The organism is Streptomyces spiroverticillatus, assembly GCA_014650415.1.
GTDB classification, from domain to species: Bacteria; Actinomycetota; Actinomycetes; order Streptomycetales; family Streptomycetaceae; genus Streptomyces; species Streptomyces spiroverticillatus.
Map to the genome: position 1 here is coordinate 637052 of BMUX01000001.1, position 24073 is coordinate 661124.

Sequence of the window (24073 nt, forward strand, 5' to 3'; positions counted from 1 at the left end):
CGCCAGAGTCGCCGCCTTCCCACAGGAGCCTTGCCGTGAGCCGCAGTTGGAGCAGTTGGAAGAGAACCCCCTTCGTCGCGGTCGGCGCCGTCACCGCCCTCGCCGTCCTCACGGCCTGCGGCGGCGGGGGCGGTGACGCCACCGCCGCGCCGGGCGCCGACGGCAAGCCCGTCGACCTGACCTTCTGGGGCTGGGCGAAGGGCACCAAGGAGGTCGTCGACGCGTTCAACGCCTCGCACCAGAACATCAAGGTGAAGTTCGAGGAGATACCGTCCGGCAACGCGGGCGGCTACGCGAAGATCTCCAACGCGGTGAAGGCGGGCAACGCCCCCGACCTGGTGTCCATCGAGTACCCGATGCTGCCGGAGTTCGTCAGCCAGGGCTCGGTGCAGGACATCGGCGCGCTGCTCGGCGACGACGTGAAGAAGAAGTTCCTGCCGCAGGCGGTCGAGCTGACGACGCTCGGCGGCAAGAACTGGGCGGTCCCCTTCGACGCCGCCCCGCAGGCCTTCTACTACCGCAAGGACCTCTTCACCAAGTACGGCGTCGAGGTGCCGAAGACCTGGGACGAGTTCCGGGCGGCGGCACAGAAGGTGAAGAAGGCCGACGCGAAGGCGCGGATCGGGACCTTCTTCCCGGACGACCCGACGACGTTCCAGGCGATGGCCTGGCAGGCCGGGGCCCAGTGGTTCAAGGCCGAGGGCGACACCTGGAAGGTCAACACCACCGACCCGGCGACCACCAAGGTCTCCGCGTACTGGCAGAAGCTCCTCGACGACGACCTGGTCCGCAACAACGCCTCCTTCAGCCCGGAGTGGACCAACTCCCTCAAGAGCGGCGGCACGATCGGTTACGTCGGCGCGGCCTGGGGCGCGGGCGTCCTGAAGGGCACGCTGCCCGAGCAGAGCGGCAAGTGGGCGGTGGCCCCGATGCCGACCTGGGACGGGAAGGCGGCCAGCGGGATGCTCGGCGGGTCGACGTTCGCGGTGCCGAAGAACAGCAAGAAGGCGGCCGCCGCGGTCGAGTTCGCGAAGTGGATGACGACGACCGAGGCGGGCATCAAGGCCCGTATCGCGTCCGGCACTTCGAGCGCCTTCCCGGCGGCGGCCGAGCTGCGCCCGGTGGCGAAGAAGGCCTTCGACGCCGCGTACTACGGCGGCCAGGACATCTACCAGGTCTTCGAGGACGCGGGCACCTCGATCAACCCGAACTGGGCGTGGGGTCCGAGCACCGGCACCACCAACAGCGTCATCAAGGACCAGTTCGGCAAGGTCACGAACGGCGGCACGACCATCGCCGACGCGGTGAAGGCCGGGCATGACGCGACGGTCGCCGAGCTGAAGAAGCGCGGCCTGAAGGTCGAGGGCTGAGCCCCGCCATGAGCACCACGAAGGCCACGACGCCATGACCACCACCAAGACCGCCGGAACCCGGCCCGGGGCGCCCGCCCCCGGGCCGGACGCCCCGCTCGCAACACCGCCCGCGCGTACCCGGCCCCGCTCCCGCACCGGCGGGGCCGCCGCCCTCCTCCTCACCCCCTTCTTCGTGCTGTTCGTCCTGGTCATGGTCGTGCCGATCGGTTACGCGGTGTGGCTGAGCCTCTTCAGCGAGAAGCAGTCGGGGCTCGGCTTCGGCGGGACCGAGACCGTGTTCAGCGGCCTCGGCAACTACACGGCGGCGCTGGGCGACCCGGCCTTCCGCGAGGGCTTCGTCGTACTCCTCGGATACTGCGCGCTCTACATCCCGCTGATGATCGGCGGGGCCCTCGCGCTGGCCCTGCTGCTGGACTCGGCGCTGGCCCGCGCACGCCGCTTCTTCCAGCTCGCGCTGTTCCTGCCGCACGCCGTGCCCGGCATCATCGCCGCGCTGATCTGGGTGTATCTGTACACGCCGCAGCTCAGCCCGGTGGTGGAGGCGATGGAGGCCGGCGGGATCGGCTTCGACTTCTTCTCGCCGTCGGGCGCACTGCCCTCGGTCGTGAACATCGCCCTGTGGGAGTGGCTCGGCTACAACATGGTGATCTTCTACGCGGCCCTGCAGGCCGTCGACCGGTCCGTCCTGGAGGCGGCCACCGTCGACGGGGCGGGGGCCTGGCGCACCGCGTTCAGCATCAAGGTGCCGCTGATCAGGGCGTCCGTGGTGATGGTCGCCCTGTTCACCGTCATCGGCTCGCTCCAGCTCTTCACCGAACCCCTCATCCTCAACAAGGGCACCGGCTCCGCCGTGACCTCCACCTGGACGCCGAACATGTACGCCTACACCGCCGCCTTCGAGCGCAACGACTACGGGCTCGCCGCAGCCGCCTCCGTCCTGCTGGCCCTGACGGCGGCACTGCTGTCGTTCGTCGTCACGAAGCTGTCGGGCGGGCGCAAGCAGAAGAAGGCCGAGAAGGGGGCCACCGCATGAGCACCGCCGTGTCCCGCGAGCCCGCCGTGTCCCGCGAGCCGGCCGTCACGGCCGTCTCCCCCACCGCACCGCCCGGTCCCGCGAACCGCTGGCTGTCCCGTACCGCAGTCAACGGAGCGCTCGTCCTCGCCACGCTCTACATGCTCTTCCCTCTCGTCTGGCTGCTCACCGCCGCCACCAAGGACGCGGGCGGGCTCCTCGCGGGCAACGCGTTCTCCTTCGAGGGCTTCGACCTCGGCCGCAACCTCTCCGACCTGGCCGCCCACGGCGACGGCATCTACTTCCGCTGGTACGCCAACTCCCTTCTGTACGCGGGTGTGGGGGCCGTGCTCAGCTCGCTGGTGAGCGTCGCGGCGGGGTACGCCTTCGACAAGTACGCCTTTAAGGGCAAGGAGAAGCTGTTCTCCACGGTGCTGCTCGGCGTGCTCGTCCCGACGACCGCGCTCGCGCTGCCCATGTACCTCCTGGCCAGCAAGATCGGGCTGGTCAACACCTACTGGGCAGTCCTGCTGCCGGTCCTGGTCCACCCCTTCGGCGTCTACCTCTCCCGGGTCTTCAGCGCGGGCTACATCCCGAACGAAGCCCTGGAGGCCGCCCGTATCGACGGGGCGGGCGAGCTGCGCATCTTCGTCTCGATCGGGCTGCCCATGGTGATGCCCGGGTTCGTGACCGTCTTCCTCTTCCAGTTCACCGCGATCTGGAACAACTTCTTCCTCCCCCTGGTGATGCTGTCGGACCAGAAGCTCTTCCCGCTGAGCCTCGGTCTGTACGCGTGGAACTCCAACGCCCACGCCGAGCCGACATACCTCCCCATGGTCGTCACCGGCTCCCTCCTCGCCGTCATCCCCCTGATCGTCGCCTTCGTCTCCCTCCAGCGGCACTGGAAGGCCGGGCTCACGGCCGGCAGCGTCAAGTGACGGGCGGTATCCCTTGGCGCCGAACGAACCGATGAGGAGACCTGAGTTCCACCATGCACCACGCCACTGACAATCGCCCCGCGACCGCCCCCGACAGGGGCCCGGCCGCAGACCGCCCCCGCACCCTGCTCGCCATGGCCCCCGACATCGCCGACCGCCTCTTCACCGAGGAGCAGCGGACCCGGCTGGCCCGGATCGCCCGCACCGACCCCCACCTGATCGCCGACGACCTGCACTCCCCCGCGTACGCGACCGCCCTCGCCCGGACGGAAGTGCTGCTGACCTGCTGGGGAGCGACCCCGCTCACGGCAGAGGTACTGGAACGGGCCCCCCGACTGCGGGCCGTCGTGCACGCCGCCGGGTCGGTCAAGCACCATGTCACGCAGGCGTGCTGGGACCGGGGCATCACCGTCAGCGCGGCCGCCGGGGCCAACGCCCTGCCCGTCGCCGAGTACACCCTCGCCGCGATCCTCCTCGCCGGGAAGCAGGTGGCGCGGGCCGCCCGCCGCTACCGGGAGCTGAACGGCACCCCGCACGACTGGCGCACCGACCTGGCCGCCTCCGGCAACTACCGGCGCACGGTGGGCATCGTCGGCGCGTCCCGGATCGGGCGGCGCGTGATCGAACTGCTGCGCCCCTTCGACGTACACGTGCTGCTGTACGACCCGTACGTGAGCGGGGCCGAGGCCGCCCGGCTCGGGGTGACGCCGACGGACCTGGGCACGCTGTGCGCCCGGAGTTCGGTGGTGTCCGTGCACGCGCCGCAACTCCCCGAGACCCGGCACCTGATCGGCGCCGCAGAGCTGGCGGCGATGCAGGACGGGGCGACGCTGATCAACACCTCGCGGGGGTCGCTGGTGGACGAGGCGGCGCTGCTGGAGCAGTTGCGCACCGGCCGGCTGGACGCCGTACTCGATGTGACAGATCCCGAACTGCCGCCACCGGGCTCGCCGTTCTACACCCTGCCGAACGTGCTGCTCACCCCGCACATGGCGGGTTCCTTCGGCAACGAGCTGCACCGGATGGCGGCGCATGCGCTGGACGAGCTGGAGCGGTACGGGGCGGGGCTGCCCTTCGTGGAGGAGGTCCGCCCCGACGGGCTGGAGCGGTCGGCGTAGGAGCCCCGGACACGCCTGAGCCCGGCCCCCGTCTTCGCGACGGGGGCCGGGCTCAGGAACGTACAGCTACCTACCGGGGCTCAGCCTCAGTGGGAGTGGCCGTGACCGTGGCCGTGGCCACCGTCGGCCTCTTCCTCGGCCGGCTTCTCGACGACCAGGGTCTCGGTCGTGAGCAGCAGGGAGGCGATGGAGGCGGCGTTCTCCAGGGCGGAGCGCGTCACCTTGACCGGGTCGATGACGCCGGCCTTGACCAGGTCGCCGTACTCGCCGGTGGCGGCGTTGAAGCCCTGGCCCTTGTCGAGGTCGGCGACCTTCGAGGTGATGACGTAACCCTCGAGACCGGCGTTCTCGGCGATCCAGCGCAGCGGCTCGACGGCGGCGCGGCGGACGACCGCGACACCCGTGGCCTCGTCGCCGGTCTTGTCGAGGTTGCCCTCGAGGACCTTGACGGCGTGGACGAGCGCGGAGCCACCACCGGAGACGATGCCCTCCTCGACCGCGGCGCGGGTCGCGGAGATGGCGTCCTCCAGACGGTGCTTCTTCTCCTTGAGCTCGACCTCGGTCGCGGCACCGACCTTGATGACGCAGACGCCACCGGCGAGCTTCGCCAGGCGCTCCTGCAGCTTCTCGCGGTCCCAGTCGGAGTCCGTGGACTCGATCTCGGCCTTGATCTGGTTGACGCGGCCCTGCACGTCGGCGGACTCGCCACCGCCGTCGACGATGGTCGTGTCGTCCTTCGTGACGGTCACGCGGCGGGCGGTGCCCAGCACGTCCAGACCGGCCTGGTCGAGCTTGAGGCCGACCTCCTCGGCGATGACGGTGGCACCGGTGAGGGTGGCCATGTCGCCGAGCATCGCCTTGCGGCGGTCGCCGAAGCCCGGGGCCTTGACGGCCACGGCGTTGAACGTGCCGCGGATCTTGTTCACGACCAGGGTCGACAGGGCCTCGCCCTCGACGTCCTCGGCGATGATCAGCAGCGGCTTGGAGCCACCGGCCTGGATGACCTTCTCCAGCAGCGGCAGCAGGTCCTGGATCGAGCCGATCTTGCCCTGGTGGATCAGGATGTACGGGTCGTCGAGGACGGCCTCCATGCGCTCCTGGTCGGTCACCATGTACGGCGACAGGTAGCCCTTGTCGAAGGCCATGCCCTCGGTGAAGTCGAGCTCCAGGCCGAAGGTGTTGGACTCCTCGACGGTGATGACACCGTCCTTGCCGACCTTGTCCATCGCCTCGGCGATGAGCTCGCCGACCTGCTGGTCCTGCGCGGAGAGCGCGGCCACGGCGGCGATGTCGGACTTGTCGTCGATCGGGCGGGCGGTCGCGAGGAGCTCCTCGGACACGGCCTTGACCGCGGCGTCGATGCCCTTCTTCAGGGCGGCCGGGGAAGCACCCGCGGCGACGTTGCGCAGACCCTCGCGGACGAGCGCCTGGGCCAGCACGGTGGCGGTGGTCGTACCGTCACCCGCGATGTCGTTGGTCTTGGTCGCCACCTCCTTCACCAGCTGGGCGCCGAGGTTCTCGTACGGGTCGTCGAGCTCGACCTCACGCGCGATGGTGACACCGTCGTTGGTGATGGTCGGGGCGCCGAACTTCTTGTCGATGACGACGTTGCGGCCGCGGGGGCCGATCGTCACCTTCACGGTGTCGGCAAGCTTGTTGACGCCGCGCTCAAGGGCGCGACGGGCGTCCTCGTCGAACTTCAGGATCTTCGCCATGGAGCTTTTCAAGTCCTCTCGGAATTACGAACTGCGCAAAATGAACGACGCCCCCGGCCGCCCGGCGTGAGCGGGGGCCAGGGGCGCAGTCCTACTGATGCGTTGTGCGGGAAGTGAAGACTCCCCGACCTGCTTACTTCTCGACGATGGCGAGAACGTCGCGGGCCGAGAGGACGAGGTACTCCTCGCCGCTGTACTTCACCTCGGTGCCGCCGTACTTGCTGTACAGCACCACGTCGCCGACGTTCACGTCGAGCGGCAGGCGCTCGCCGTTCTCGAAGCGGCCCGGGCCCACGGCGAGGACGACGCCCTCCTGGGGCTTCTCCTTCGCGGTGTCCGGGATGACCAGGCCAGAGGCCGTGGTCTGCTCGGCGTCGAGCGGCTGGACCACAATGCGGTCCTCAAGCGGCTTGATGGCAACCTTGGAGCTGGCGGTCGTCACGATCCGGTCTCCCCCTTCGGAGATCTCACGGGGTTAACAGTCTGGGGTGGCGACCAGGTGGATCCGTCGTCGCGGGTGCCGGACCTGCCCGTCGCTGTGTTGGCACTCTCCAGTGGTGAGTGCCAGAGCCGAGACTATGACGCGGTTAGCACTCGGTCAAGCGGAGTGCCAATTCAGGACCCCCGGGGGTGGTGGGACTCCGTGCCGGGGCGCGTGCGCGGCCGGTGCCGGGCGGGGTTCCGGGGGCTCGATACGGATTTCCGGGGGGGGTACGTACGGAGAACGTGCCGTCACGTGATTCCGTTCCGTATGACAGTGCGACCCATGAACTCCGCCCCGGCCCCCGAGCCGAGCCGAGCCCCGACCGCCGTCCCACCAGCCGTCGGGGGGACGCGCCGCTGGCGATATTCATGTTCCTCATGGATGTGGTCGCGGTGGTGGGCACGGCGGTCTTCCTCGCCTTCCAGAGCTCGGGGAGCGGCGGCTCCTCGGGCTGGTCGGGCGCCACGACGGAATGGGGGGCCGTGATCGGCTTCGGCGTCGTGGCCGCCGTCGTCGCCCTGACCGCCCGGGCCTTCCTGCGGGGCGCCTTCGTGATCACGGGCGCCGTGCAGGCGGTCGTGGCAGCGCTGATCGCGATCGGGGCGGTCGCCCTCGCGGTGGAGTCCGGGCAGGCGCCCCGGCCCGCCTCCGCACCCGCCTTCGAGCAGACCTGCGTCTGCCCCAGCGGGGGCGGGGCGTGCGAGTGCCCGGGCGGGTAGGGGCCGCAGGAGGCCGGAACCCCGCCCCTTCCTACAAGTAGTCCTCCAGGCGGGCGATCGTGAAGCCCTGGTCCTGGATGCGGCGGAGCATGCGGGTGGTCATCTCGGTGATGGTCGAGCCCTTGAGCTCGGAGGGGCCGCGGAAGTGGGCGAGGACGATGTCGCCGGGCTTGAGGCGCTTGCCCTCCGCGTACTGCATGTTGTGGATCTGCATGGACTCCCGCCACAGGACGAGGGCCTTGACCCCGCAGGTCCCGGCGGCGCGGACGGTGTCCTTGTTGTAGTTGCCGTACGGCGGGCGGAACAGGGTGGGGCGGGTGCCGAAGTGGTGCTCCAGGCGGTCCTGTTGGTCGCAGATCTGCTTGCGCTGGGCCTCGTAGGAGAGGGTGCGGAGGTTGGCGTGGCCGGTGGTGTGGTTCTGGATCGTGCCGTTGCCGGCGTCGCGGAGCTTCTTGAAGTGGTCGTAATTGCTTCCGGCGACGCTGTCCGTGAGGAACATGGTGATCGGCAGTTTCAGGTCGGCGACCATCTTGACGAAGGCCGGGTCCTTCTCGGCGCCGTCGTCGTAGGTGAGGAAGACGACCTTGTCGTTGGTCTTCACCCGGTCGAGGACGACGGGCGGTCCGGAGGGCTTGAGGGCGGGGGTACGGTCCGGGGTCGCCGGGGGCGGTGCGAGGGGCTTGGCGAGGCCCCAGCGGGTGTAGGCCTTGGGGGGTACGCCGCGGGCGTCGACCTGGGGGGCGGCGGGGGCGGGGTGGCCGGGGGCGGTGGGGGCGGGGGTCGGGTGGTCCGCCGTCTTTGAGGGCCCCTCCCCCCCCCCCCCCCCCCCCCCCCCCCCCCCCCCCCCCCCCCCCNCGGAACAGCCGCTCGCCCCCACAGCCAGCACGCCCACCGCCAACGCCCCCGCCACCCACAGCCCCGACCGGCGCACCCGTCCTCCGCTCACTGCATTCCTTCGACCTGCTACGACAACGACCCGGCGCACTGTGCCGGAGGGCGTGCGGTTCCCGCTCCCCGCTGCGAGAGGGAAACCAGCCCCCTCAGGTTCCCTCGCACCCCCTCCGACCTGGTCCGATCAGACGTAGTCCTCCAGCTTGGCCACGGCGTACCCCTTCGCCGTGATCGTCTTCATGACCCGGCGGATCATGTCGGGCATGGAGCCCTTCCAGTCGTCCGGCCCCCGGAAGTGCGTGAGGACGATGTCACCCGGGTGCAGGTCCTTGTCCCACTCCCGCCACTCCATCCGGTCGGGGAAGGCCTCCGCCGCCCACAGCGGCACCGCCTTCACCCCGCAGGACTTCGCGGCGACGAGGGTGTCCTTGTTGTAGTTGCCGTACGGCGGGCGGAAGAGCGGGGGGCGCTTGCCGTAGTGCTTCTCGATGTTGGACTGCTGGCCGCAGATCTCGTGCTTCTGCTGGGAGTACGAAAGCCCGGGCAGATAGCGGTGGTTGAGGGTGTGGTTGTGCAGGGCGACACCCTTGTCCTGCATCTTCTTGAAGTAGCCGTAGTCCTCCTTCACCAGGTAGTCGGAGAGGAACGAGCTGTACGGGATCTTCAGCTCGTCCATCATCCGGAGCAGCTCGGGGTCCTTCTCCGCCCCGTCGTCGATGGTCAGGAACACGACCCTGTCCTTGACCGGCACCGTCGTGAACACCGGCGGCAGGCCCTCCTCCACCTGCCCGTCCACCTCGAAGCCCTGGCGGGCCGTGATCCTCGGCTTCACCTTCGGCGGTGCGGGCGCGGTCAGCGGCACCTGCACCAGCCCCCAGCGTCTGGCCGCCGCCGCCCTCGCCGCCTGCGCCTGCTGTGCCGCGGCCCGCTCGCGCCGCGCCTTCTCCGCGGGTGAGAGCAGCGCGCCGGCCGCGCCGTCGATCTTCCGTCCCTGCCCCTCACCCCCTTCCTTTCCGACTCCGACGCCGGACCCGCCCTGTCCGCCCGACTCCTCTGCCGGGGTCGCGCACCCCGAGGCGATCGCGGCCGTGACCAGAACCGCTACGGCAATGCTGCCCCTTTTCCGTCCGGCACCTCCGGAGTTGTCCACAGAGAGCCCTCTTTCTTCGTTTTGTCGTACAAGTCGCATGGCGCCGCATCCTGTCAGCGCGGCCCGCCCCGACCCCCGTGCCGCACCGGCACGACGAACGCTTCTCCCCCGGCTGGCCCACAATGGACCAGGTGAAGACCCCCTCCGCCGACGCAGCCGAAGCCACCACCGCGCCCGCCGCCCCCGAAGCCGCCCTCGCCGCCCTCCTCACCCCCGAGGGCCAGGCCCTCCTCGCCGAGCTGCGCGACTACGACCCCGCCCAGGCCCTGACCCTGGCGACCCGGCTCCGCCGCGACCACTCCCCCGAGCTGGTGTCGGCGGCCCTCGCCCAGGCCCGGCTCCGCCAGCGGGCGGCCGCGAAGTTCGGCCCCGAGGACGCCCAGCGGATGTACTTCACCCCCAACGGCGTCGAACAGTCGACCCGCAAGTCCGTCGCCGACCACCGCACCCCCCGCTTCCACGCCATCGCCACCGAAAACCAGGCCAAGCAGCACCAGCCCACCCCGCACACCCCCCAGACCCCCCAAGCCCCCCACACCATCGACCTCTGCTCCGGCATCGGCGGCGACGCCCTCGCCCTCGCCCGCGCCGGCCTGCACGTCACCGCCGTCGACCTCGACCCCGCCGCCTGTCTCGCCGCCCGCGCGAACGCCGAGGCCCTCCTCCCCGACCCCGCCGCACTCCGCGTCGTACAGGCCGACGTCCTGACGTACGACACGACGACCGCGCACGCGCTCTTCCTCGACCCGGCCCGCCGCTCCACCAAGCGCGGCCGCATCTTCGACCCCGAGGCCTACTCGCCGCCCCTCTCCTTCTCCGTCGAAGCGGTACGGAAGGTGGGCGCGGGCGCCATCAAGATCGCCCCCGGCATCCCGCACGAGCTGGTCCCCGACGACTTCGAGGCCGAGTGGATCTCCGACGGCGGCGACGTCAAGGAGGCCGTCCTCTGGCACGCCCCGGCCGGCAGCCCGCACGTCACCCCCGGCGGCCGCCGCGCCACCCTGCTCCCCTCCGGCGCGAGCCTCCTCGGCCGCGGCCTGCCCGACCCGGACGTCCGCCCGCTGGGCCGCTACCTCTACGAGCCCGACGGCGCCGTCATCCGCGCCCACCTGGTCGCCGAGGTCGCCGCCGACCTCGACGGCGGCCTGATCGACGAGACGATCGCGTACGTCACCGCCGACGAGCTGCGCCCCACCCCGTACGCCACCCCGTACGAGATCACCGACCAACTCCCCTTCGGCGTCAAGAAGTTGAAGGCACTCCTGCGCGAGCGCGAGGTCGGTGTCCTCACCGTCAAGAAGCGCGGGTCCGCCGTCGAGCCCGAGGAGCTGCGCAAGAAGATGAAGCTCTCCGGCAAGAACTCCGCGACCGTCTTCCTCACCCGCGTCGCCGGTGCCCCCAGCATGTTGATCGGCCACCCCGCCCAGAGGTGAACTCCCGCCCCTCGCTGGGTAGATGGCCCCCCATGACCCACATCGAGGAAGCTCTCGCCGAACTGCAACGCGTCCTGGAGCCGCACGCCGACACCCGCGACTGGTCGGCCCCGGCCGGCCCTCCGGAGCAGCGGATGGAGTGGTCCTGCTGGGAGACCGCCGCGCACATCGCGCACGATCTGACCGCGTATGCAGGCCAGTTGGCGGCCGAGCCGGACGACTGCTACCTGCCGTTCGACCTGGTGGTACGTCCCGGAACGCCGCCCCGCGAGGTGCTCCGGGTGATCCGCGCGGCCGGGGGCATGCTCACCAGCGCCCTCGCCACCGCGGGCCCGGACGTGCGGGCGTTCCACTGGGGGCCGTGCGACCCGACGGGCTTCGAGGCGATGGGGGTCGCGGAGACCATGCTCCACACGTACGACATCACGCAGGGCCTCGGCATGCCGTGGACACCCCCGGCCCGCTCGGCGACGTACGTCCTGGAGCGGCTCTTCCCCGAAGCCCCGGAAGCCTCGGAGGCCCCGGGAGCCCTGGCCGACGGCCCCACCGAGGTGCTGCTGTGGTCCACGGGACGCGGGGAGCTGCCGGGCCACAAGCGGCTCACGTCCTGGGTGTGGCAGGCGGCACGCGAGGGGTAACGCATCCGCCCCCGGACAAACGCCCCCTCACCCCACCCGCACCGCCCACCTGTAGTGCCCCACCGCCTTCACCATCCCCAGCAACCCCACCACCCACATCACACACCCCGCCCCGATGAAGAACGCGGCGTCGGCGTACGTGTCCGTGCCCGGGCTTGCCGACGCCGCCCAGCCCAGCGAGGTCCCCAGCCCGAGCGCCGCCAGCGCGAACGACGGCAGCAGCCACGCGAGGCTCCGCCCGGGCGCCCGCACCTGCGCGTCCACGGCCGGATCCGCCCCCAACTCCTGCCAGGCGCACAGCCTCTGACGTATCGTCCGATCCCGCTTCACCCCGAGCCCGAGCAGAATCGCGGCGGGCACGATCGCGCCCACGCCCAGCACCAGGAAGATCCCGCCGATCAGCACGTCGGGGAACATCCCCTGCTCGAAGGTCTGCAACGCGACCCCCACGCACCCCCACCCCACCGCCAGCAGCAGCGCGTACAGCCAGAACCCGACGGCGGCTGGCACCCCGAGCGCCCGGCGCCCCAGCTCCCTCATCGCCCGCTCCCGGTCGGCCCGCATCGCCTCCGGGTCGGGCCAGGTGCGGTACGGCACGGGAGGCGGGGGCGGCGGCAGGGGCGGGCGGGGCATGGCGGGTGGACTTCCTTCGTGCGAGTACGCGTACGAATACGAGTACGGACGCTACCGGGCCCCGTCCGCACCCCTCACGCGAGGTCGGTCAGCTCGTCCGCGTACACCTGGGAGAGCGGCTGCGGACCCACGTACTGCTGGCAGTTGCAGGTGCCCGCCTCGAAGCGGACCGGCTTCTTGTTCTCGTCCCAGGCGGTCGGCTGTTCGACGGACTCGTGGCACTTCCCGGCCTTGTCGTGCTTGGCGAGGTGGTGCGTGCAGCCGCAGATCGGCTCGGGCGGCTTGTTGGCCGCCTCGATCGCCTGCCGCTCCTTGCGGAGCAGCTTCTGCCGCTCCATCTGACGCTCGTGCCGGGTGGCGAGGGCCTGCCGCCCCATGTTCGCGAGGCCGCCGAAGCCGCCCATCATGAAGAAGATGAAGATCCACCAGTACCAGGCCATCGCGCGCCCCTTTCCCCCTGTGCCGCGTGTGCGACCAGCGTACGTCGCTTCGGCAAAAGGGGCTTAAAACCGTCGTCCCCTACAGCCCCAGGAACTCCGCCGCACCACTCCCGACCGCCGCCGCCTCGCCTTGCGTACGGTACGGATACCCGCTCCCCGGCAGCAGCCGCTCCGGCCCGAACGTCACGGCCGCCCGCCGCAGTCCGTCCGCGTCGGCGACGGCGTGGTGGTGGAGGGCGTTCAGCGGCCGCTCGGGCGGAACGCTGCCGGTCGTGATCAGCCGAATGCTCGGGTACGCCGTCAAGTCGAGCCCCTCATAGGCCCGTTGACCGCTCTCCCCGCCCGTCGGGTGCACCAGCAGCACCGCACCGCGCCGCTCCAGCGCGTCGAAGAGCGGCACGAACTCCCGGTCGGACAGCGGCCGTCCGAGAACCGTCGTCGTGACGGCAGCCCCCAGAAACCCCAACTCGTCCATCGCACGCCCGAGTTCATCCCCCGCCGCCAGACCGTTCGGCAGCGGCAGCGCCGCCAGCGCCCGGAACCGGTCGGGATGGGCGCGGATCAGATCGGTGTACGCCGCGTTGGCGACCCGCGCCGCACCGAGCGCCTGCGTGGCGTCGTCGAAGTACGGCACGAGGGGCGGCGCCGACAGCAGCTGTACGTCGATGCCCGCCGCGTCCATCGCGGCGAGCCGCGCCTCGATCTCGGCGGGGGTGCCCCCGCCTCCCGCGCCGCGCAGCCCGGCCGTCCCGGCGGGCGAGCCGTGGAACTCGTCCAGCATGTCGAGGTAGAGCTCGGGAAAGTAGTGCGCGTGTACGTCGACGCTGGTCATGGCGGTGCCGCCTCCCTGGTGGGTACCCGTACGAGGCTGCCACGGGAGGCGGCGTCGCGCGCGGCGAGGGCTTTCCGGGCCCGTGCGGTACGCGGACGGGCCGCCCGGAAGTGCTCCGGGCGGCCCGTGGATGCGTCAGCCGGGTCAGGCAGGGAGGCAGACGCCGTAGACAGTGAAGGCGATCGGCGCGGCGGTGGTGTTCTTGGCCGCGACGATGTACTGGTTGGAGCTGACGTTCGGGTAGGCGTCGGGCTTTTCCACGCCCGAGGTCCAGTAGTCCTGGTACCAGCCGCCGCTGATGATCTGGGAGCCGGCCGGGCAGGCCGGACTCTTCATCGTGGTCTCGGAGTTGGCGGGCAGGGTCTGCTTGTAGGTCTTGATGACGGGGGTGCCGACACTGCCGGTGTCGCCCTTGTCTCCCTTATCCCCCTTGTCTCCCTTGGCTCCGGCCGGGCCCGCGACGGTGCTGGCGGCACCGGGGGTGCCGGGGTCGCCCTTGTCTCCCTTGGCGCCGGCAGCACCGGGGGTACCGGGGTCACCCCGGTCTCCCTTCGCGCCTGCTGCGCCGGCGGCACCGGCAGCGCCCGCGGGACCCTGGGGCCCCTTCACCAGGTTCAGCTCGTCGGGGGTCGCCGTGGTCGGATTCCAGGCATCACCCTTGTCTCCCTTGTCTCCCTTGGCACCGGCCGCGCCGTCAGCGCCGGTGTCCCCCTTGGGGCCCTTCACCGCTTCCACCTCCTCGGGCGGAGCGGTCGTCGGGTTCCACGCGTCGCCCTTGTCCCCCTTGTCGCCCTTGGCCCCGGCAGGCCCCGCGGGTCCGGCCGGGCCCGCTGCGCCCGCCGCCCCGTCGGCACCCGCGTCACCCTTGTCCCCCTTGGCGCCCTTCACCAGGTCCAGCTCGTCCGGGGTCGCCGTCGCCGGGTTCCAGGAGTCACCCTTGTCGCCCTTCGCGCCAGCGGGACCGGCAGGCCCCTCCGCCCCGGCGGCGCCGGTGTCGCCCTTGGGGCCCTTCACCGCTTCCACCTCCTCGGGCGGAGCGGTCGTCGGGTTCCAGGCATCGCCCTTGTCACCCTTCGCACCGGCAGGGCCGACGGGGCCGGCGGGCCCCGCGGCACCGTCGGCGCCCGCGTCACCCTTGTCTCCCTTGGCGCCCTTCACCAGGTCCAGCTCGTCCGGGGTCGCCGTCGTCGGGTTCCAGGCGTCCCCCTTGTCACCCTTGTCACCCTTGTCACCGGCAGGCCCAGCGGCTCCGGTGTCGCCCTTCGGGCCCTTCACCGCCTCCACCTCTTCCGGCGGGGCCGTGGTGGGGTTCCACGCGTCGCCCTTGTCACCCTTGTCGCCCTTCGGGCCCTTGACCAGCTCGACCTCCTCGGGCGGGGCCGTCGTCGGGTTCCAGGCATCCCCCTTGTCACCCTTGTCGCCCTTGTCGCCCTTGATGGCGGGCATCGGCGCGGAGACCGGGCCCGGCTGCCCCGGGTCGCCCTTGTCTCCCTTGTCCCCCTTCGGACCCTTGACCTTGTCGAGCTCCTCGGGCGTCGCCGTGGCCGGGTTCCACGAGTCGCCCTTGGGCCCCTGCGGCCCCATCGGGCCGCCCGGAGTTCCCGGCTCGCCCTTCGGGCCGCGCACCTTCTCGATCTGCTCCGGGGTCCAGATGTCCGGGTTCCCGGGCTCACCCTTCGGACCGGCAGGACCCGCAGGTCCCGCCGGGCCCGCTTCCCCCTTGGGCCCCTTCTGCCCCTGGCAGATCTGGCAGCCGCCCGTCCCGTGCCCCGGCTTCCCGTGTCCCGGCTTCCCGCCCGTCTCCGGCCGCGGCTTCGGCGGCTTCGCTCCGCCCACGCCCCGCCCGTCCATCCCACTGCCGTGGCACCACGCGACGAAGCTGAAGTTCTTGACGTACCGCGCACTCACCCAGCCCTCGCGCTCGGCGAGCCGGTACCAGCGCGGGTTGCCGCCCACGTTCTGGCCCGCCGCCTTGCAGGCCAGCCGGACCGTCATGCCGGAGCGGAACGTGCCCAGCCGGTCCGACGTCCCGGTCGGGGCGGACCGTACGACCGTCCCCGCACGCGAGAGGACCCACCCCTTCGCGGCACCGGCGGCCACTTTCCGTACGGTCTGCACATGGGCGGCGGCCGACGCCGGCTGGTGAAGGGCCTGCGCGACACCCGGTGCGCACAGGGCGGCGGTGGCCCCCAGGGACAGCGCGCCGAGCGCGAGGTGAGGGACTGACGTTCTTCTGGGCAAGGCCGAACTCCTTCGTGAGGGCTGGGGGCGTCCCCCTGGCCGCACGAGCATCGGCGCATTTGTCATAAAAGCGGGTAAAGAAACGCGCTTTGTACGTCGTCCGGCTCAACCCCGGCACCGTCCCCCACACGAACGGGCCGCTGCCAGAGACCCGAAGGTCTTCCGGAAGCGGCCCGCGAAGGGAAGGCGGAGTCGGTCAGGCGGGGAGGCAGACGCCGTAGACGGTCATCGTCTTCACGTCGGTCGAGGTGTTGTTGACGCCCACCCGGTAGAGGTTGTCGGTGATGTCCGGGTAGTCGTCCAGCTTGCTGAGGCCCTCTCCCCAGCCGTCGCCCTGGTAGTAGCCGCCACTGATGATCTGGGTGCCGGCCGGGCAGGCCGGGCTGGTGAACTTGTTCCGGGTGGAGCTGGCGGGTACCGAGTACTCGGTCTTCACGACCTGCGGGGTGCCGATGCTGCCCGTGTCGCCCTTGGCGCCCGCAGGCCCCGCGGGTCCCGCAGGTCCGGCGGGTCCGGCCGGACCCGCCGTGCCCGCCGCGCCGGGAGCACCGGCATCGCCCTTGTCCCCCTTGTCGCCCTTCGGCCCACCGGGCGTTCCCGGGTCGCCCTTCTCGCCCTTCATCTCGGCCTTCTCCTCGGGCGTCCAGTCCTTCGGGCTGGTCTTCGGCCCGGCAGGACCGGCAGGACCGGCAGGCCCCGCAGCCCCGGCCGGACCGGGAGCGCCGTCCTTGCCCGCAGGCCCCGCAGGACCCTTCTCGCCCTTGCAGTGGCAGTTCGGCTTGTGAGTGCCGCCCGGCTTGCCCGGCCCGTCGCCGCCCGCGAGCGCGCGGTGGCCGTGGCCGCACCAGTTGACGTACCCGAAGTTCTGCACGTACTTGGCGCTCAGCCAGCCCGAGCGGTCCCACAGCTTGTACCAGATGTTGTTGCCGTGGATGTTCTGGCCGCGCACCTTGCAGGCGAGGCGGACGATCGCACCACCGCGGTACGAACCGATCTTCCGCGACGACGAAGTGGCGTGCTCCCGTACGAACTGCCCGTGCCGGGCCGTCACCTTCCCGCCGACCCCGTGGGCGGCGGAGGCAAAGGTGGCCGGAACAACGGGGGAAGCGGGGGCGGGAACAGACGCGGAAGCGGTCGGCGTGCACACCGCGAGCGCGATCCCCACGGACACTGCGCCCAGCCCGGCCCGGGCCACCTTCAGCTGCGATACGGACATGCGACGACTCACTTTCTCGACGAGCGGGGGTGACCCCTGGCATCGCCGAGTCTCAAGTCGAATTGTCCGAAAAGCGGTTAACGCCACTCGCTAGTCAGCCGAACGGCCCAAGCCGGGCCCCTCAGTCCCGCTCGACCGACTCGAACCGCCACCGGTGCACGGCCCGGGTGATCAACTCCCCGTCCGGCTCCGGGAGTTCGGGCAGCTCCGCATCGTAGGGAGCATCCCACCAGGTGATGACCAGGACCCGGTCCTGGGGCGCCCGGAGGATCTCGCGGCGCAACGGCGCGGTGGCGAGGACCTCCGCCTGGGCGTAGGCCCACTCCAGGAGTTCGGGCCCGCGGCCGTCGACGGCACGGGCCTCCCACATCAGCGCGACGGTCATGAGTAGAGGTTGTCCTTGCTGATCTCGTGAACGTGGTCATGAGAGTGCGAGTGCGAGTGCCCCGGTACGTGCGGCTCCGTCACCGGAAGCGAGGAGTCCGCCGAGAGGTCCCAGTCGGAGGCGGCCCGGCCCCTGGCCACCATCTCCGCGCCGAGGGCGGCGACCATCGCCCCGTTGTCCGTGCACAGGCCCGGACGCGGGACGCGCACCTTGATGCCCGCCTTCTCGCAGCGCTCGGCAGCGAGGGCCCGCAGCCGGGAGTTCGCGGCGACCCCGCCGCCGATCATGAGGTGGTCGACGCCCTCGTCCTTGCAGGCACGGACGGCCTTGCGGGTCAGTACGTCGACGACCGCCTCCTGGAAGGACGCGGCGACGTCGCGCACCGGCACCTCCTCGCCCGCGTTCCGCTTGGCCTCGATCCAGCGGGCCACGGCGGTCTTCAGGCCGGAGAAGGAGAAGTCGTACGCCGGGTCGCGCGAGCCGGTGAGACCGCGCGGGAAGTGGATCGCCTTCGGGTCGCCCTCGCGCGCGAGCCGGTCGATGACCGGGCCGCCGGGGAAGCCGAGGTGCAGCACGCGGGCGATCTTGTCGAAGGCCTCGCCGGCCGCGTCGTCGATGGTCGCGCCCATCGGGCGGACGTCGGAGGTGATGTCCGGGGCGAGCAGCAGCGAGGAGTGCCCGCCGCTGACCAGCAGCGCCATGGTCGGCTCGGGGAGCTTGCCGTGTTCGAGCTGGTCGACGCAGATGTGCGAGGCCAAATGGTTCACCCCGTACAGGGGCTTCCCCAGTGCGTACGCATAGGCCTTGGCCGCCGTCGTGCCCACCAGCAGTGCGCCCGCGAGCCCCGGGCCCGCCGTGACCGCGATGCCGTCCAGGTCGGAGGCGGCGATTCCGGCGTCCTTCAGGGCGCGCTGGATGGTCGGGACCATCGCCTCCAAGTGCGCGCGCGAGGCGATCTCGGGGACGACTCCGCCGAAGCGCGCGTGCGTGTCGACGCTGGAGGCGACCGCGTCGGCGAGCAGCGTCGTGCCGCGCACGATGCCGACGCCGGTCTCGTCGCAGGAGGTCTCGATGCCGAGGACCAAAGGCTCGTCGATACCGCTGACAAGGTTCATGGCTGGATCTCTTCTGTCTCTTCGGTCGTCGTACGGCGCATCACGAGGGCGTCGACGTTGCCCGGCTGGTAGTAGCCCTTGCGGAAGCCGATCGGCTCGAAGCCGAAGCGTTCGTAGAGCCGCTGGGCGCGCGTGTTGTCGACGCGCACTTCGAGCAGCACCTCGGCGCACTCGAAGGCGGTCGCGTGCTTGAGCAGGTCGGTGAGGAGGCGGGCGCCGAGGCCGGTGCCCCACTGGTCGCGGGCGACCGCGATGGTCTGTACGTCGCCGAGGTCGCCGGCGGCGGCCAGGCCCGCGTACCCGACGAGGCGGCCGGTCGCGGGATCCTCGGCGACGACGTACCGGCGGGTGGCGCGGGGGCCGCGCGCGTACGCCAGCTCGGACCAGAACATCCCCGGCGACCAGGCGTCCTCGGGGAACAGCTCGTGTTCGAGTTCCAGTACGGGATCGATGTCCCACCAGCGCATCTCGCGCAGGACGGCGGCCCCGGTCTGCTCGGCGGAGGCGGCGGTCACTTGGGGGTGACCACCTTGTAGTTCTTCGGCACCTGGGCGTCGGGGCGGCGCAGGTAGAGGGGCAGCGGCGGCAGGAAGTCCGCTCCCGCGGCCAGCTTCTCGGCGGCGAGCGAGGCGAGGGCCGCCGCCGACACGTTCTCGGGCTCGCGGGCTTCGGGGAAGGCCTCGGGGTACAGGAGCGCGCCCGCGCCGACGACGGGCAGGCCCGCGAGGGACTCGGCGATCTCGGCGGGGCGGTCGACGGCGGGCTCGGTGGTGCGGGTGCGCGCGTCGTCGTACCGGGCCCAGTAGACCTCCTTGCGGCGGGCGTCCGTCGCCACCGCGAAGGGCCCCTCCAGCTCGGTGGCGTACGCGAGGGCGTCCAGCGTGCACAGGCCGTGCACGGGCACGCCGAGCGCGAAGCCGAAGGTCTCGGCGGTCGCGAGGCCGACCCTCAGTCCGGTGTACGGTCCCGGGCCGACGCCCACGACCAGTCCGGTCACGGCGTCGAGCTTCAGGCCCGCCGTGCGGAGGGTCTCGTCGATCAGGGGCAGCAGCAGTTCCCCGTGCCTTCGGGCGTCGACGCGGGTGGTCTCGGCTACGACGGAGTCCCCGTCGTGGAGGGCGACGGTGACGGCGGGGGTGGCGGTATCAACGGCGAGCAGGAGCACACGAACAGCCTACGGCCCGTGGGAGACGGACACGGCGTCCGTCCACAGGGGCCGGTCGGCCGCCGGGAACTCCGGCGCCGCGCCGTCCGTTCTCCCCGTACATTCCGACAACGTGTCGGGAAGATGTTGCATCGGGGGTGCGCGGCATGGTCACATGGGACTTGAGACACAGGTTAGGTCTACCTAACCACCATCCCGCTGCGCCTGCTCCCGTCGCTCCCGCCGCCCCAGGAGGCGTCCATGTCGGCACCGGAACGAGAAGTCGAGAAGCCCATGACGTCTGCCGCCCCCGCCCCGGCTCCCGTCGCGCCTGTCTCCATGAGCGCCCTGCTCGCGTCCTGCGCCGCGGCCACGGCGGTGTCGACCCCGCCCCGGGAGACCGCCGCGTCCCCGGACACCGAGAAGGGGACCGCCGGGCGGCGCGAAGCCGCTTAGGAAGTCCCCTTAACCGGGTTAACCGGGTTGATCGGGTCCGGGGGTTACGGAACGACGACCACCTTGACGCCGCCCGTCGCGAACTCCCAGACCTTCGAGCCGTCCTCGCGGCTCAGCCGCACCGCGCCCGTGCCCTCCTGCGGCTTGACGCCCGGGGTCGGCATCGTGCCGTCGACGGCGGCGCTGAAGCCGATCGTCACCCCGTCGACGTTGGCGAACCGCACCACGTGCTCCACGGGCTTGCCGTCCGATCCGGTGATCCGGTTCGAGCGGGTCGTCACGCGATAGGTGTCCGGCGTCGGGCTGACCGCGCTCGGCGCGACCACGAAGGTCGGCGGCTTGGTGCCCGGCTTGGCCTCGGAGTCCACCAGCCAGATCCGCTTGCCGGAGAGCGAATACACCACGCGGGTTCCCTTGCCCGAGTCGGCGGGCAGCTCCAGCGGTGAGCGCGGCTTGGCCTTCTCCTTGGCGCCGGGCTGGGTGGGCGCGGTGGACGCGCTGGGCCTGGACACCGAGTCGGGTACGTTCGCCGACGCCTGGTAGGCGAGGAAGCCGACGACGGCGAGTGCCCCCGCGGTGAGCCCGGCCACGATTCCCGAGCTGCTGCTAGCCACCTTGCTGCACCTTTCGATCAACGCTTCGGTCAAGTCCCCGCATGACTTGTCGTGACGGTAGCAGCAGCGGCACGGCCCGCCCGGACGCCGTGCTTCCGCCGGGAACGGGCGTTTCGCGCACCCGGGCCGGGCCCGGAGGATGCCGCGCGGCGCGGCCGGCCCCGGCCCCGGAGCCGTGCACCCGGGCCGGGGCAGGGCGTCAGCCGCCGAGGCCCGCCAGGTCGGCGAAGTCGGTGTCCGCCCAGCGCGCGCCGATGCCGGTCAGGCGCACCTTCCGTACGTCGTCGTCCGTGTCGCCCGTCGCGCGGTCGATGACGACGTGCAGCCGGTCGTCGGAGAGCTCCTCGACCTTGCCGTCGCCCCACTCCACGACGATCACCGAGTCGGGCAGCGAGACGTCCAGGTCGAGGTCCTCCATCTCGTCCAGGCCGCCGCCGAGGCGGTACGCGTCCACGTGCACCAGCGCGGGCCCCTCGCCCAGCGGCGGGTGCACCCGGGCGATGACGAAGGTCGGCGAGGTGACGGCACCCCGCACGCCCAGGCCCTCGCCGAGGCCCCGGGTCAGCGTGGTCTTGCCCGCGCCGAGTTCGCCGGTGAGCATCACGAGGTCGCCGGGACGCAGCAGCTTCGCGAGCGCGCGCCCCAGGTCCCCCATGGCGGCGGGGGAGATGACGGTGACGGAGTGAGAGGTGGTGACCGGGCCGTTCTCAGCGGCCCCGCTGCTGTGCGGTGCGTCCATGCTCCCCAACGGTAGTGGGCGGCACGGCCCCCGCCCGACCCAGCAGGTCCTCCAGCCGGCCGGTGACCAGTTCCGGGTGCTCCAGCATCACCAGATGGCCCGCGTCGGGGACGATCTCCAGCTCGGCGTCCGGCAGCAGCGCGGCGATGGCCTCGCTGTGCGAACTGGGCGTGACCAGGTCCTTCGCACCCGCCAGGACGAGCACCGGGAGCTGCGCGAAGTGCTGGAGCGCGGCCGTCTTGTCGTGGTCCTGGAAGGCCGGGTAGAACTCGGCGACCACGTCGATGGGCGTGCCCTCGATCAGCCGTTCCGCGAACCGGGCCACCGCCGGGTCGACGTCGCGCGACCCGAACGAGTACCGCTTGACGATCCCCGCGAACAGGTCGGCCGTGGCCCTGCGCCCCCGCTCCACCAGCTCCGCCTGCGAACCCAACGCACGCAGCACGCGCGGCAGGACACGGCGCACCGCGTTCATCCCCGCGACTGGCAGCCCGAAGTTGACCTCGCCCATCCGCCCCGACGACGTGCCGACGAGCGCAACGCCGAGCACCCGCTCGCGGATCAGCTCCGGGTACTGGTCGGCCAGTGCCATCACCGTCATGCCGCCCATCGAGTGCCCCACCAGCACCAACGGCCCCTCGGGGGCGGCCGCGTCGATGACCGCCTTCAGGTCCCGGCCGAGCTGGTCGATGGTGATCTGCTCGCCGTCGGCCTGCGCGGAGCCGCGCGCGGAGCGGCCGTGGCTGCGCTGGTCCCAGTGCACGGTGCGCACGAGACCGCGCAGGGCGGCGCGCTGGAAGTGCCAGGAGTCCTGGTTGAGGCAGTAGCCGTGGCTGAAGACGACGGTGACGGGGGGCGTGGCCGTGCGCCCGAAGAGCTTGCGGCGGGGTTTGCCCTTGCCGCCGCCCCCGGCGCTGCCGCCCTTGGCGCTGCTGCCGTTGGCGCTGCTGCCCTTGGCGCTGCTGCCGTTGCGGGACTCGCCCGACGGCTGGCCGCCGATCGCCGGCACCGTCCCGGTGCCCTCGCCCCTCGGGTCGTCCACCTCGTAGTACAGCTCCGTGCCGTCGTCGGCGAGCGCCGTGCCCGGGGTGCCGCGCAGCGCCCCGTACGGGCCCGCCGCGTCCAGGGCGAGCCGGGCCTTCTTGCGCATCCCCCGCCCGACGGTGAGCCGTTCGACCGCCACGCCCGCCGCCGCTCCGGCGGCGATCACGCCTATCGCGGCCCCGGCGAGTCCCGCCCGGCGCCAGTTGCCGGGGGCCGCCGCGTCGGCCGCCGTGCGTGCCGCGGCGGCGACGCCCTCCGCGCTGCTCCTGCTCACGTGCCGCTCCTCGCTGGTGCCTGTCGGCCGACCGGAGTCCACCGGTCCGCCGGATCTACGGGATCATCCAACGCTCCCGCCCACGGGTCCAGGTGCACGGCTCCACCGAGCGGCTACCGGTCCCGGGCCGGGTCCTCGTCCAAAGGGCTCTCGTTCAAAGGGCTCTCGTTCACCAGGACGCGCGGAACGCGTGCGCCGATGCGCGTGACGATCTCGTACGCAATCGTGTCCGCCGCCTGCGCCCAGTCCTCCGCGGTCGGCTCGCCCCGCTCGCCCGAGCCGAACAGGACGGCTTGTGCCCCCGGTTCGACCGTTTCCCCGCCGAGGTCGACCACGAACTGGTCCATGGCGATACGTCCCCGGGCGCGCCGCCACCGCTCGCCGACCAGCACCGGGCCGCGCCCGGAGGCGCTGCGGGGGATGCCGTCCGCGTACCCGACGGGGATCAGGCCGAGGGTGGTGTCCCGCTCGGTGACGTAGTGGTGGCCGTAGCTGACGCCGTGCCCGGCGGGGACCTCCTTGACCAGCGCGACCGAGGCGACGAGCCGCATCACCGGGCGCAGGCCCAGCTCGGCGGGGGTGCCCAGCTCCGAGCTCGGGGAGACCCCGTACATCGCGATGCCCGTGCGCACCAGGTCGAAGTGGGCGTGCGGGAGGGTCAGCGTGGCCGGGGAGTTGGCGATGTGCCGCACCTCGGGGTCCAGGCCCTGCTTCTCGGCGTACGCGACCATCTCGCGGAACGCGGTGAGCTGGAGGTCGATCGAGGGGTGGCCGGGCTCGTCGGCGCACGCGAAGTGCGACCACAGGCCGGTGACCTTGACCAGGCCCTCGGCCTCGGCAGCGCGGGCGGCGGCGACCAGGGCGGGCCAGTCGGCGGGCTGGCAGCCGTTGCGCCCCAGGCCCGTGTCGGCCTTGAGCTGGATCCTCGCCGTACGGCCCAGGGCGCGGGCGGCGGCGGTGACCTCCTCCAGTGCCCACATTCCGCTGACGCCCATGTCGAGACCGGCCTCGATGCCCTCGGCCCACGGGTCGCCCGGCGTCCACAGCCAGCACATGACGCGGGCGTCGGCCTCGGTGATCCCGGCGGCGCGCAGGGCGAGCGCCTCCTGCGGGGTCGCCGTGCCGAGCCAGGTCGCCCCGGCCTGAAGGGCGGCGCGGGCGCAGGGCAGCGCCCCGTGCCCGTACGCGTCGGACTTCACGACGGCCATCAGCGCGGCCTGCGGGGCGCGCTCGCGCAGCGTGCGGACGTTGGCGCGGAGCGCGGCGAGGTCGATCTCGGCGCGGGCCCGCATCGCAGGGCCCTGGGTCACCGACTGGGTCATCGCCTGGCTCATCACGTCGTTCGGCACGCCGTTCGGCACGCCGTGCGGGGCGGCGCTCGGCGCGGGGAGGGGCGCACCGGTCGCCGCGGTCGTCACGGTCTCGGTCTTCACGGTCATCGCCACCAAGTCTCGCAGAGGGGTACGACA

At 71.9% G+C, this 24073-nt stretch carries 25 protein-coding genes; 8 read left to right on the top strand and 17 right to left on the bottom strand.

Annotated features, from left to right (window positions below; translation table 11 throughout):
• Positions 1-35 precede the first annotated feature (35 nt).
• The 4 genes from IE269_RS02885 to IE269_RS02900 are packed head-to-tail and all read left to right on the top strand — an operon-like array spanning position 36 to position 4441.
• The gene (locus tag IE269_RS02885; RefSeq protein WP_189821061.1) at positions 36-1370 is read left to right on the top strand and encodes an ABC transporter substrate-binding protein; all 1335 of its coding nucleotides are present in this window, start codon (positions 36-38) and stop codon (positions 1368-1370) included.
• 34 nt (positions 1371-1404) lie between these two features.
• A complete protein-coding gene (locus tag IE269_RS02890) occupies positions 1405-2406 on the top strand; it encodes a carbohydrate ABC transporter permease (protein ID WP_189821062.1) in 1002 nt (333 codons plus the stop codon).
• Positions 2403-3323, top strand: a complete 921-nt coding sequence (locus IE269_RS02895) for a carbohydrate ABC transporter permease (protein WP_189821063.1) — start codon at positions 2403-2405, stop codon at positions 3321-3323. Before IE269_RS02890 ends, IE269_RS02895 begins: the two co-directional genes overlap by 4 nt.
• 53 nt (positions 3324-3376) lie before the next feature.
• Positions 3377-4441 (top strand): hydroxyacid dehydrogenase, encoded by a 1065-nt coding sequence (locus tag IE269_RS02900; RefSeq protein ID WP_189821064.1) that lies wholly within the window; start codon positions 3377-3379, stop codon positions 4439-4441.
• An 86-nt stretch (positions 4442-4527) separates the two neighbouring features.
• Here the strand turns inward: IE269_RS02900 and groL are convergent, their stop codons facing one another.
• Together groL and groES are read right to left on the bottom strand one after the other, a co-directional pair.
• Positions 4528-6156 carry a chaperonin GroEL gene (gene groL / locus IE269_RS02905; protein ID WP_189821065.1) on the bottom strand — a complete coding sequence of 543 codons (1629 nt, stop codon included), beginning with the start codon at positions 6154-6156 and terminating at the stop codon, positions 4528-4530.
• A gap of 133 nt (positions 6157-6289) precedes the next feature.
• Positions 6290-6598, bottom strand: coding sequence for a co-chaperone GroES (groES, locus tag IE269_RS02910; protein ID WP_147987721.1), 309 nt, complete (start codon positions 6596-6598; stop codon positions 6290-6292).
• Positions 6599-6882: 284 nt separating this feature from the next.
• On the opposite strand from groES, the gene IE269_RS02915 reads away from it, so the two are divergent.
• Positions 6883-7359 (top strand): DUF6234 family protein, encoded by a 477-nt coding sequence (locus IE269_RS02915; RefSeq protein ID WP_268253587.1) that lies wholly within the window; start codon positions 6883-6885, stop codon positions 7357-7359.
• Positions 7360-7390: 31 nt separating this feature from the next.
• Here IE269_RS02915 and IE269_RS43690 read toward each other — a convergent pair whose 3' ends face one another.
• Positions 7391-7960: a polysaccharide deacetylase family protein gene (locus IE269_RS43690; protein WP_474200923.1), complete on the bottom strand. Its 570-nt coding sequence runs from the start codon at positions 7958-7960 to the stop codon at positions 7391-7393.
• A gap of 474 nt (positions 7961-8434) precedes the next feature.
• Positions 8435-9439, bottom strand: coding sequence for a polysaccharide deacetylase family protein (locus IE269_RS02925; RefSeq protein WP_189821067.1), 1005 nt, complete (start codon positions 9437-9439; stop codon positions 8435-8437).
• Positions 9440-9522: 83 nt separating this feature from the next.
• Between IE269_RS02925 and IE269_RS02930 the strand changes: the two genes are divergently transcribed.
• Complete coding sequence (locus IE269_RS02930) at positions 9523-10833, top strand: class I SAM-dependent methyltransferase (RefSeq protein WP_189821068.1); 1311 nt, start codon at positions 9523-9525, stop codon at positions 10831-10833.
• A gap of 32 nt (positions 10834-10865) precedes the next feature.
• Positions 10866-11471, top strand: coding sequence for a hypothetical protein (locus IE269_RS02935; RefSeq protein WP_189821069.1), 606 nt, complete (start codon positions 10866-10868; stop codon positions 11469-11471).
• Between the two features lie 27 nt (positions 11472-11498).
• Here the strand turns inward: IE269_RS02935 and IE269_RS02940 are convergent, their stop codons facing one another.
• From IE269_RS02940 to tsaB, 9 genes are all read right to left on the bottom strand, one after another.
• Positions 11499-12104, bottom strand: a complete 606-nt coding sequence (locus tag IE269_RS02940) for a hypothetical protein (RefSeq protein WP_189821070.1) — start codon at positions 12102-12104, stop codon at positions 11499-11501.
• 74 nt (positions 12105-12178) lie between these two features.
• Entirely contained in the window at positions 12179-12544 is a 366-nt protein-coding gene (locus IE269_RS02945; RefSeq protein WP_189821071.1) for a hypothetical protein, read from the bottom strand.
• 79 nt (positions 12545-12623) lie between these two features.
• Positions 12624-13376, bottom strand: coding sequence for an amidohydrolase family protein (locus tag IE269_RS02950; protein ID WP_189821072.1), 753 nt, complete (start codon positions 13374-13376; stop codon positions 12624-12626).
• 144 nt (positions 13377-13520) lie between these two features.
• Entirely contained in the window at positions 13521-15617 is a 2097-nt protein-coding gene (locus tag IE269_RS02955) for an SH3 domain-containing protein (protein ID WP_189821073.1), read from the bottom strand.
• Positions 15618-15813: 196 nt separating this feature from the next.
• Entirely contained in the window at positions 15814-16833 is a 1020-nt protein-coding gene (locus IE269_RS42945; RefSeq protein ID WP_229897421.1) for a hypothetical protein, read from the bottom strand.
• 121 nt (positions 16834-16954) lie between these two features.
• Positions 16955-17218 (bottom strand): hypothetical protein, encoded by a 264-nt coding sequence (locus IE269_RS02965; protein ID WP_189821074.1) that lies wholly within the window; start codon positions 17216-17218, stop codon positions 16955-16957.
• Entirely contained in the window at positions 17215-18333 is a 1119-nt protein-coding gene (tsaD, locus tag IE269_RS02970) for a tRNA (adenosine(37)-N6)-threonylcarbamoyltransferase complex transferase subunit TsaD (RefSeq protein WP_189821075.1), read from the bottom strand. The genes IE269_RS02965 and tsaD overlap by 4 nt, the downstream gene beginning before the upstream one ends.
• Positions 18330-18800, bottom strand: coding sequence for a ribosomal protein S18-alanine N-acetyltransferase (rimI, locus tag IE269_RS02975; protein ID WP_189821370.1), 471 nt, complete (start codon positions 18798-18800; stop codon positions 18330-18332). Before rimI ends, tsaD begins: the two co-directional genes overlap by 4 nt.
• A 44-nt stretch (positions 18801-18844) precedes the next feature.
• Positions 18845-19498 (bottom strand): tRNA (adenosine(37)-N6)-threonylcarbamoyltransferase complex dimerization subunit type 1 TsaB, encoded by a 654-nt coding sequence (tsaB, locus tag IE269_RS02980; protein WP_189821076.1) that lies wholly within the window; start codon positions 19496-19498, stop codon positions 18845-18847.
• Between the two features lie 240 nt (positions 19499-19738).
• Here tsaB and IE269_RS02985 point away from each other — a divergent pair, with 240 nt between their 5' ends.
• Positions 19739-19933, top strand: a complete 195-nt coding sequence (locus IE269_RS02985) for a hypothetical protein (RefSeq protein ID WP_189821077.1) — start codon at positions 19739-19741, stop codon at positions 19931-19933.
• 44 nt (positions 19934-19977) lie between these two features.
• On the opposite strand, the gene IE269_RS02990 is transcribed toward IE269_RS02985, so the two are convergent.
• The 4 genes from IE269_RS02990 to alr all read right to left on the bottom strand — a co-directional run bounded on the left by IE269_RS02990 (position 19978) and on the right by alr (position 23926).
• The gene (locus tag IE269_RS02990) at positions 19978-20547 is read right to left on the bottom strand and encodes a hypothetical protein (RefSeq protein WP_189821078.1); all 570 of its coding nucleotides are present in this window, start codon (positions 20545-20547) and stop codon (positions 19978-19980) included.
• 199 nt (positions 20548-20746) lie between these two features.
• On the bottom strand, positions 20747-21286 hold the full coding sequence (gene tsaE / locus IE269_RS02995) for a tRNA (adenosine(37)-N6)-threonylcarbamoyltransferase complex ATPase subunit type 1 TsaE (protein ID WP_189821079.1): 540 nt from the start codon (positions 21284-21286) through the stop codon (positions 20747-20749).
• Positions 21255-22604, bottom strand: coding sequence for an alpha/beta fold hydrolase (locus IE269_RS03000; protein ID WP_189821080.1), 1350 nt, complete (start codon positions 22602-22604; stop codon positions 21255-21257). Before IE269_RS03000 ends, tsaE begins: the two co-directional genes overlap by 32 nt.
• 113 nt (positions 22605-22717) lie before the next feature.
• Positions 22718-23926 (bottom strand): alanine racemase, encoded by a 1209-nt coding sequence (alr, locus tag IE269_RS03005; RefSeq protein WP_189821371.1) that lies wholly within the window; start codon positions 23924-23926, stop codon positions 22718-22720.
• Positions 23927-24073: the final 147 nt, after the last annotated feature.

Coding starts and splice junctions, on each gene's coding strand:
- tsaD (WP_189821075.1), bottom strand. CDS start 18,333: ATGAACCTTGTCAGCGGTATCGACGAGCCTTTGGTCCTCGGCATCGAG.
- IE269_RS02935 (WP_189821069.1), top strand. CDS start 10,866: ATGACCCACATCGAGGAAGCTCTCGCCGAACTGCAACGCGTCCTGGAG.
- groL (WP_189821065.1), bottom strand. CDS start 6,156: ATGGCGAAGATCCTGAAGTTCGACGAGGACGCCCGTCGCGCCCTTGAG.
- IE269_RS02895 (WP_189821063.1), top strand. CDS start 2,403: ATGAGCACCGCCGTGTCCCGCGAGCCCGCCGTGTCCCGCGAGCCGGCC.
- IE269_RS02945 (WP_189821071.1), bottom strand. CDS start 12,544: ATGGCCTGGTACTGGTGGATCTTCATCTTCTTCATGATGGGCGGCTTC.
- rimI (WP_189821370.1), bottom strand. CDS start 18,800: ATGCGCTGGTGGGACATCGATCCCGTACTGGAACTCGAACACGAGCTG.
- IE269_RS02930 (WP_189821068.1), top strand. CDS start 9,523: ATGGACCAGGTGAAGACCCCCTCCGCCGACGCAGCCGAAGCCACCACC.
- IE269_RS02890 (WP_189821062.1), top strand. CDS start 1,405: ATGACCACCACCAAGACCGCCGGAACCCGGCCCGGGGCGCCCGCCCCC.
- alr (WP_189821371.1), bottom strand. CDS start 23,926: ATGACCCAGTCGGTGACCCAGGGCCCTGCGATGCGGGCCCGCGCCGAG.
- IE269_RS02950 (WP_189821072.1), bottom strand. CDS start 13,376: ATGACCAGCGTCGACGTACACGCGCACTACTTTCCCGAGCTCTACCTC.
- IE269_RS02940 (WP_189821070.1), bottom strand. CDS start 12,104: ATGCCCCGCCCGCCCCTGCCGCCGCCCCCGCCTCCCGTGCCGTACCGC.
- IE269_RS42945 (WP_229897421.1), bottom strand. CDS start 16,833: ATGTCCGTATCGCAGCTGAAGGTGGCCCGGGCCGGGCTGGGCGCAGTG.
- IE269_RS02925 (WP_189821067.1), bottom strand. CDS start 9,439: ATGCGACTTGTACGACAAAACGAAGAAAGAGGGCTCTCTGTGGACAAC.
- IE269_RS02985 (WP_189821077.1), top strand. CDS start 19,739: ATGTCGGCACCGGAACGAGAAGTCGAGAAGCCCATGACGTCTGCCGCC.
- IE269_RS02900 (WP_189821064.1), top strand. CDS start 3,377: ATGCACCACGCCACTGACAATCGCCCCGCGACCGCCCCCGACAGGGGC.
- tsaE (WP_189821079.1), bottom strand. CDS start 21,286: ATGGACGCACCGCACAGCAGCGGGGCCGCTGAGAACGGCCCGGTCACC.
- IE269_RS02965 (WP_189821074.1), bottom strand. CDS start 17,218: ATGACCGTCGCGCTGATGTGGGAGGCCCGTGCCGTCGACGGCCGCGGG.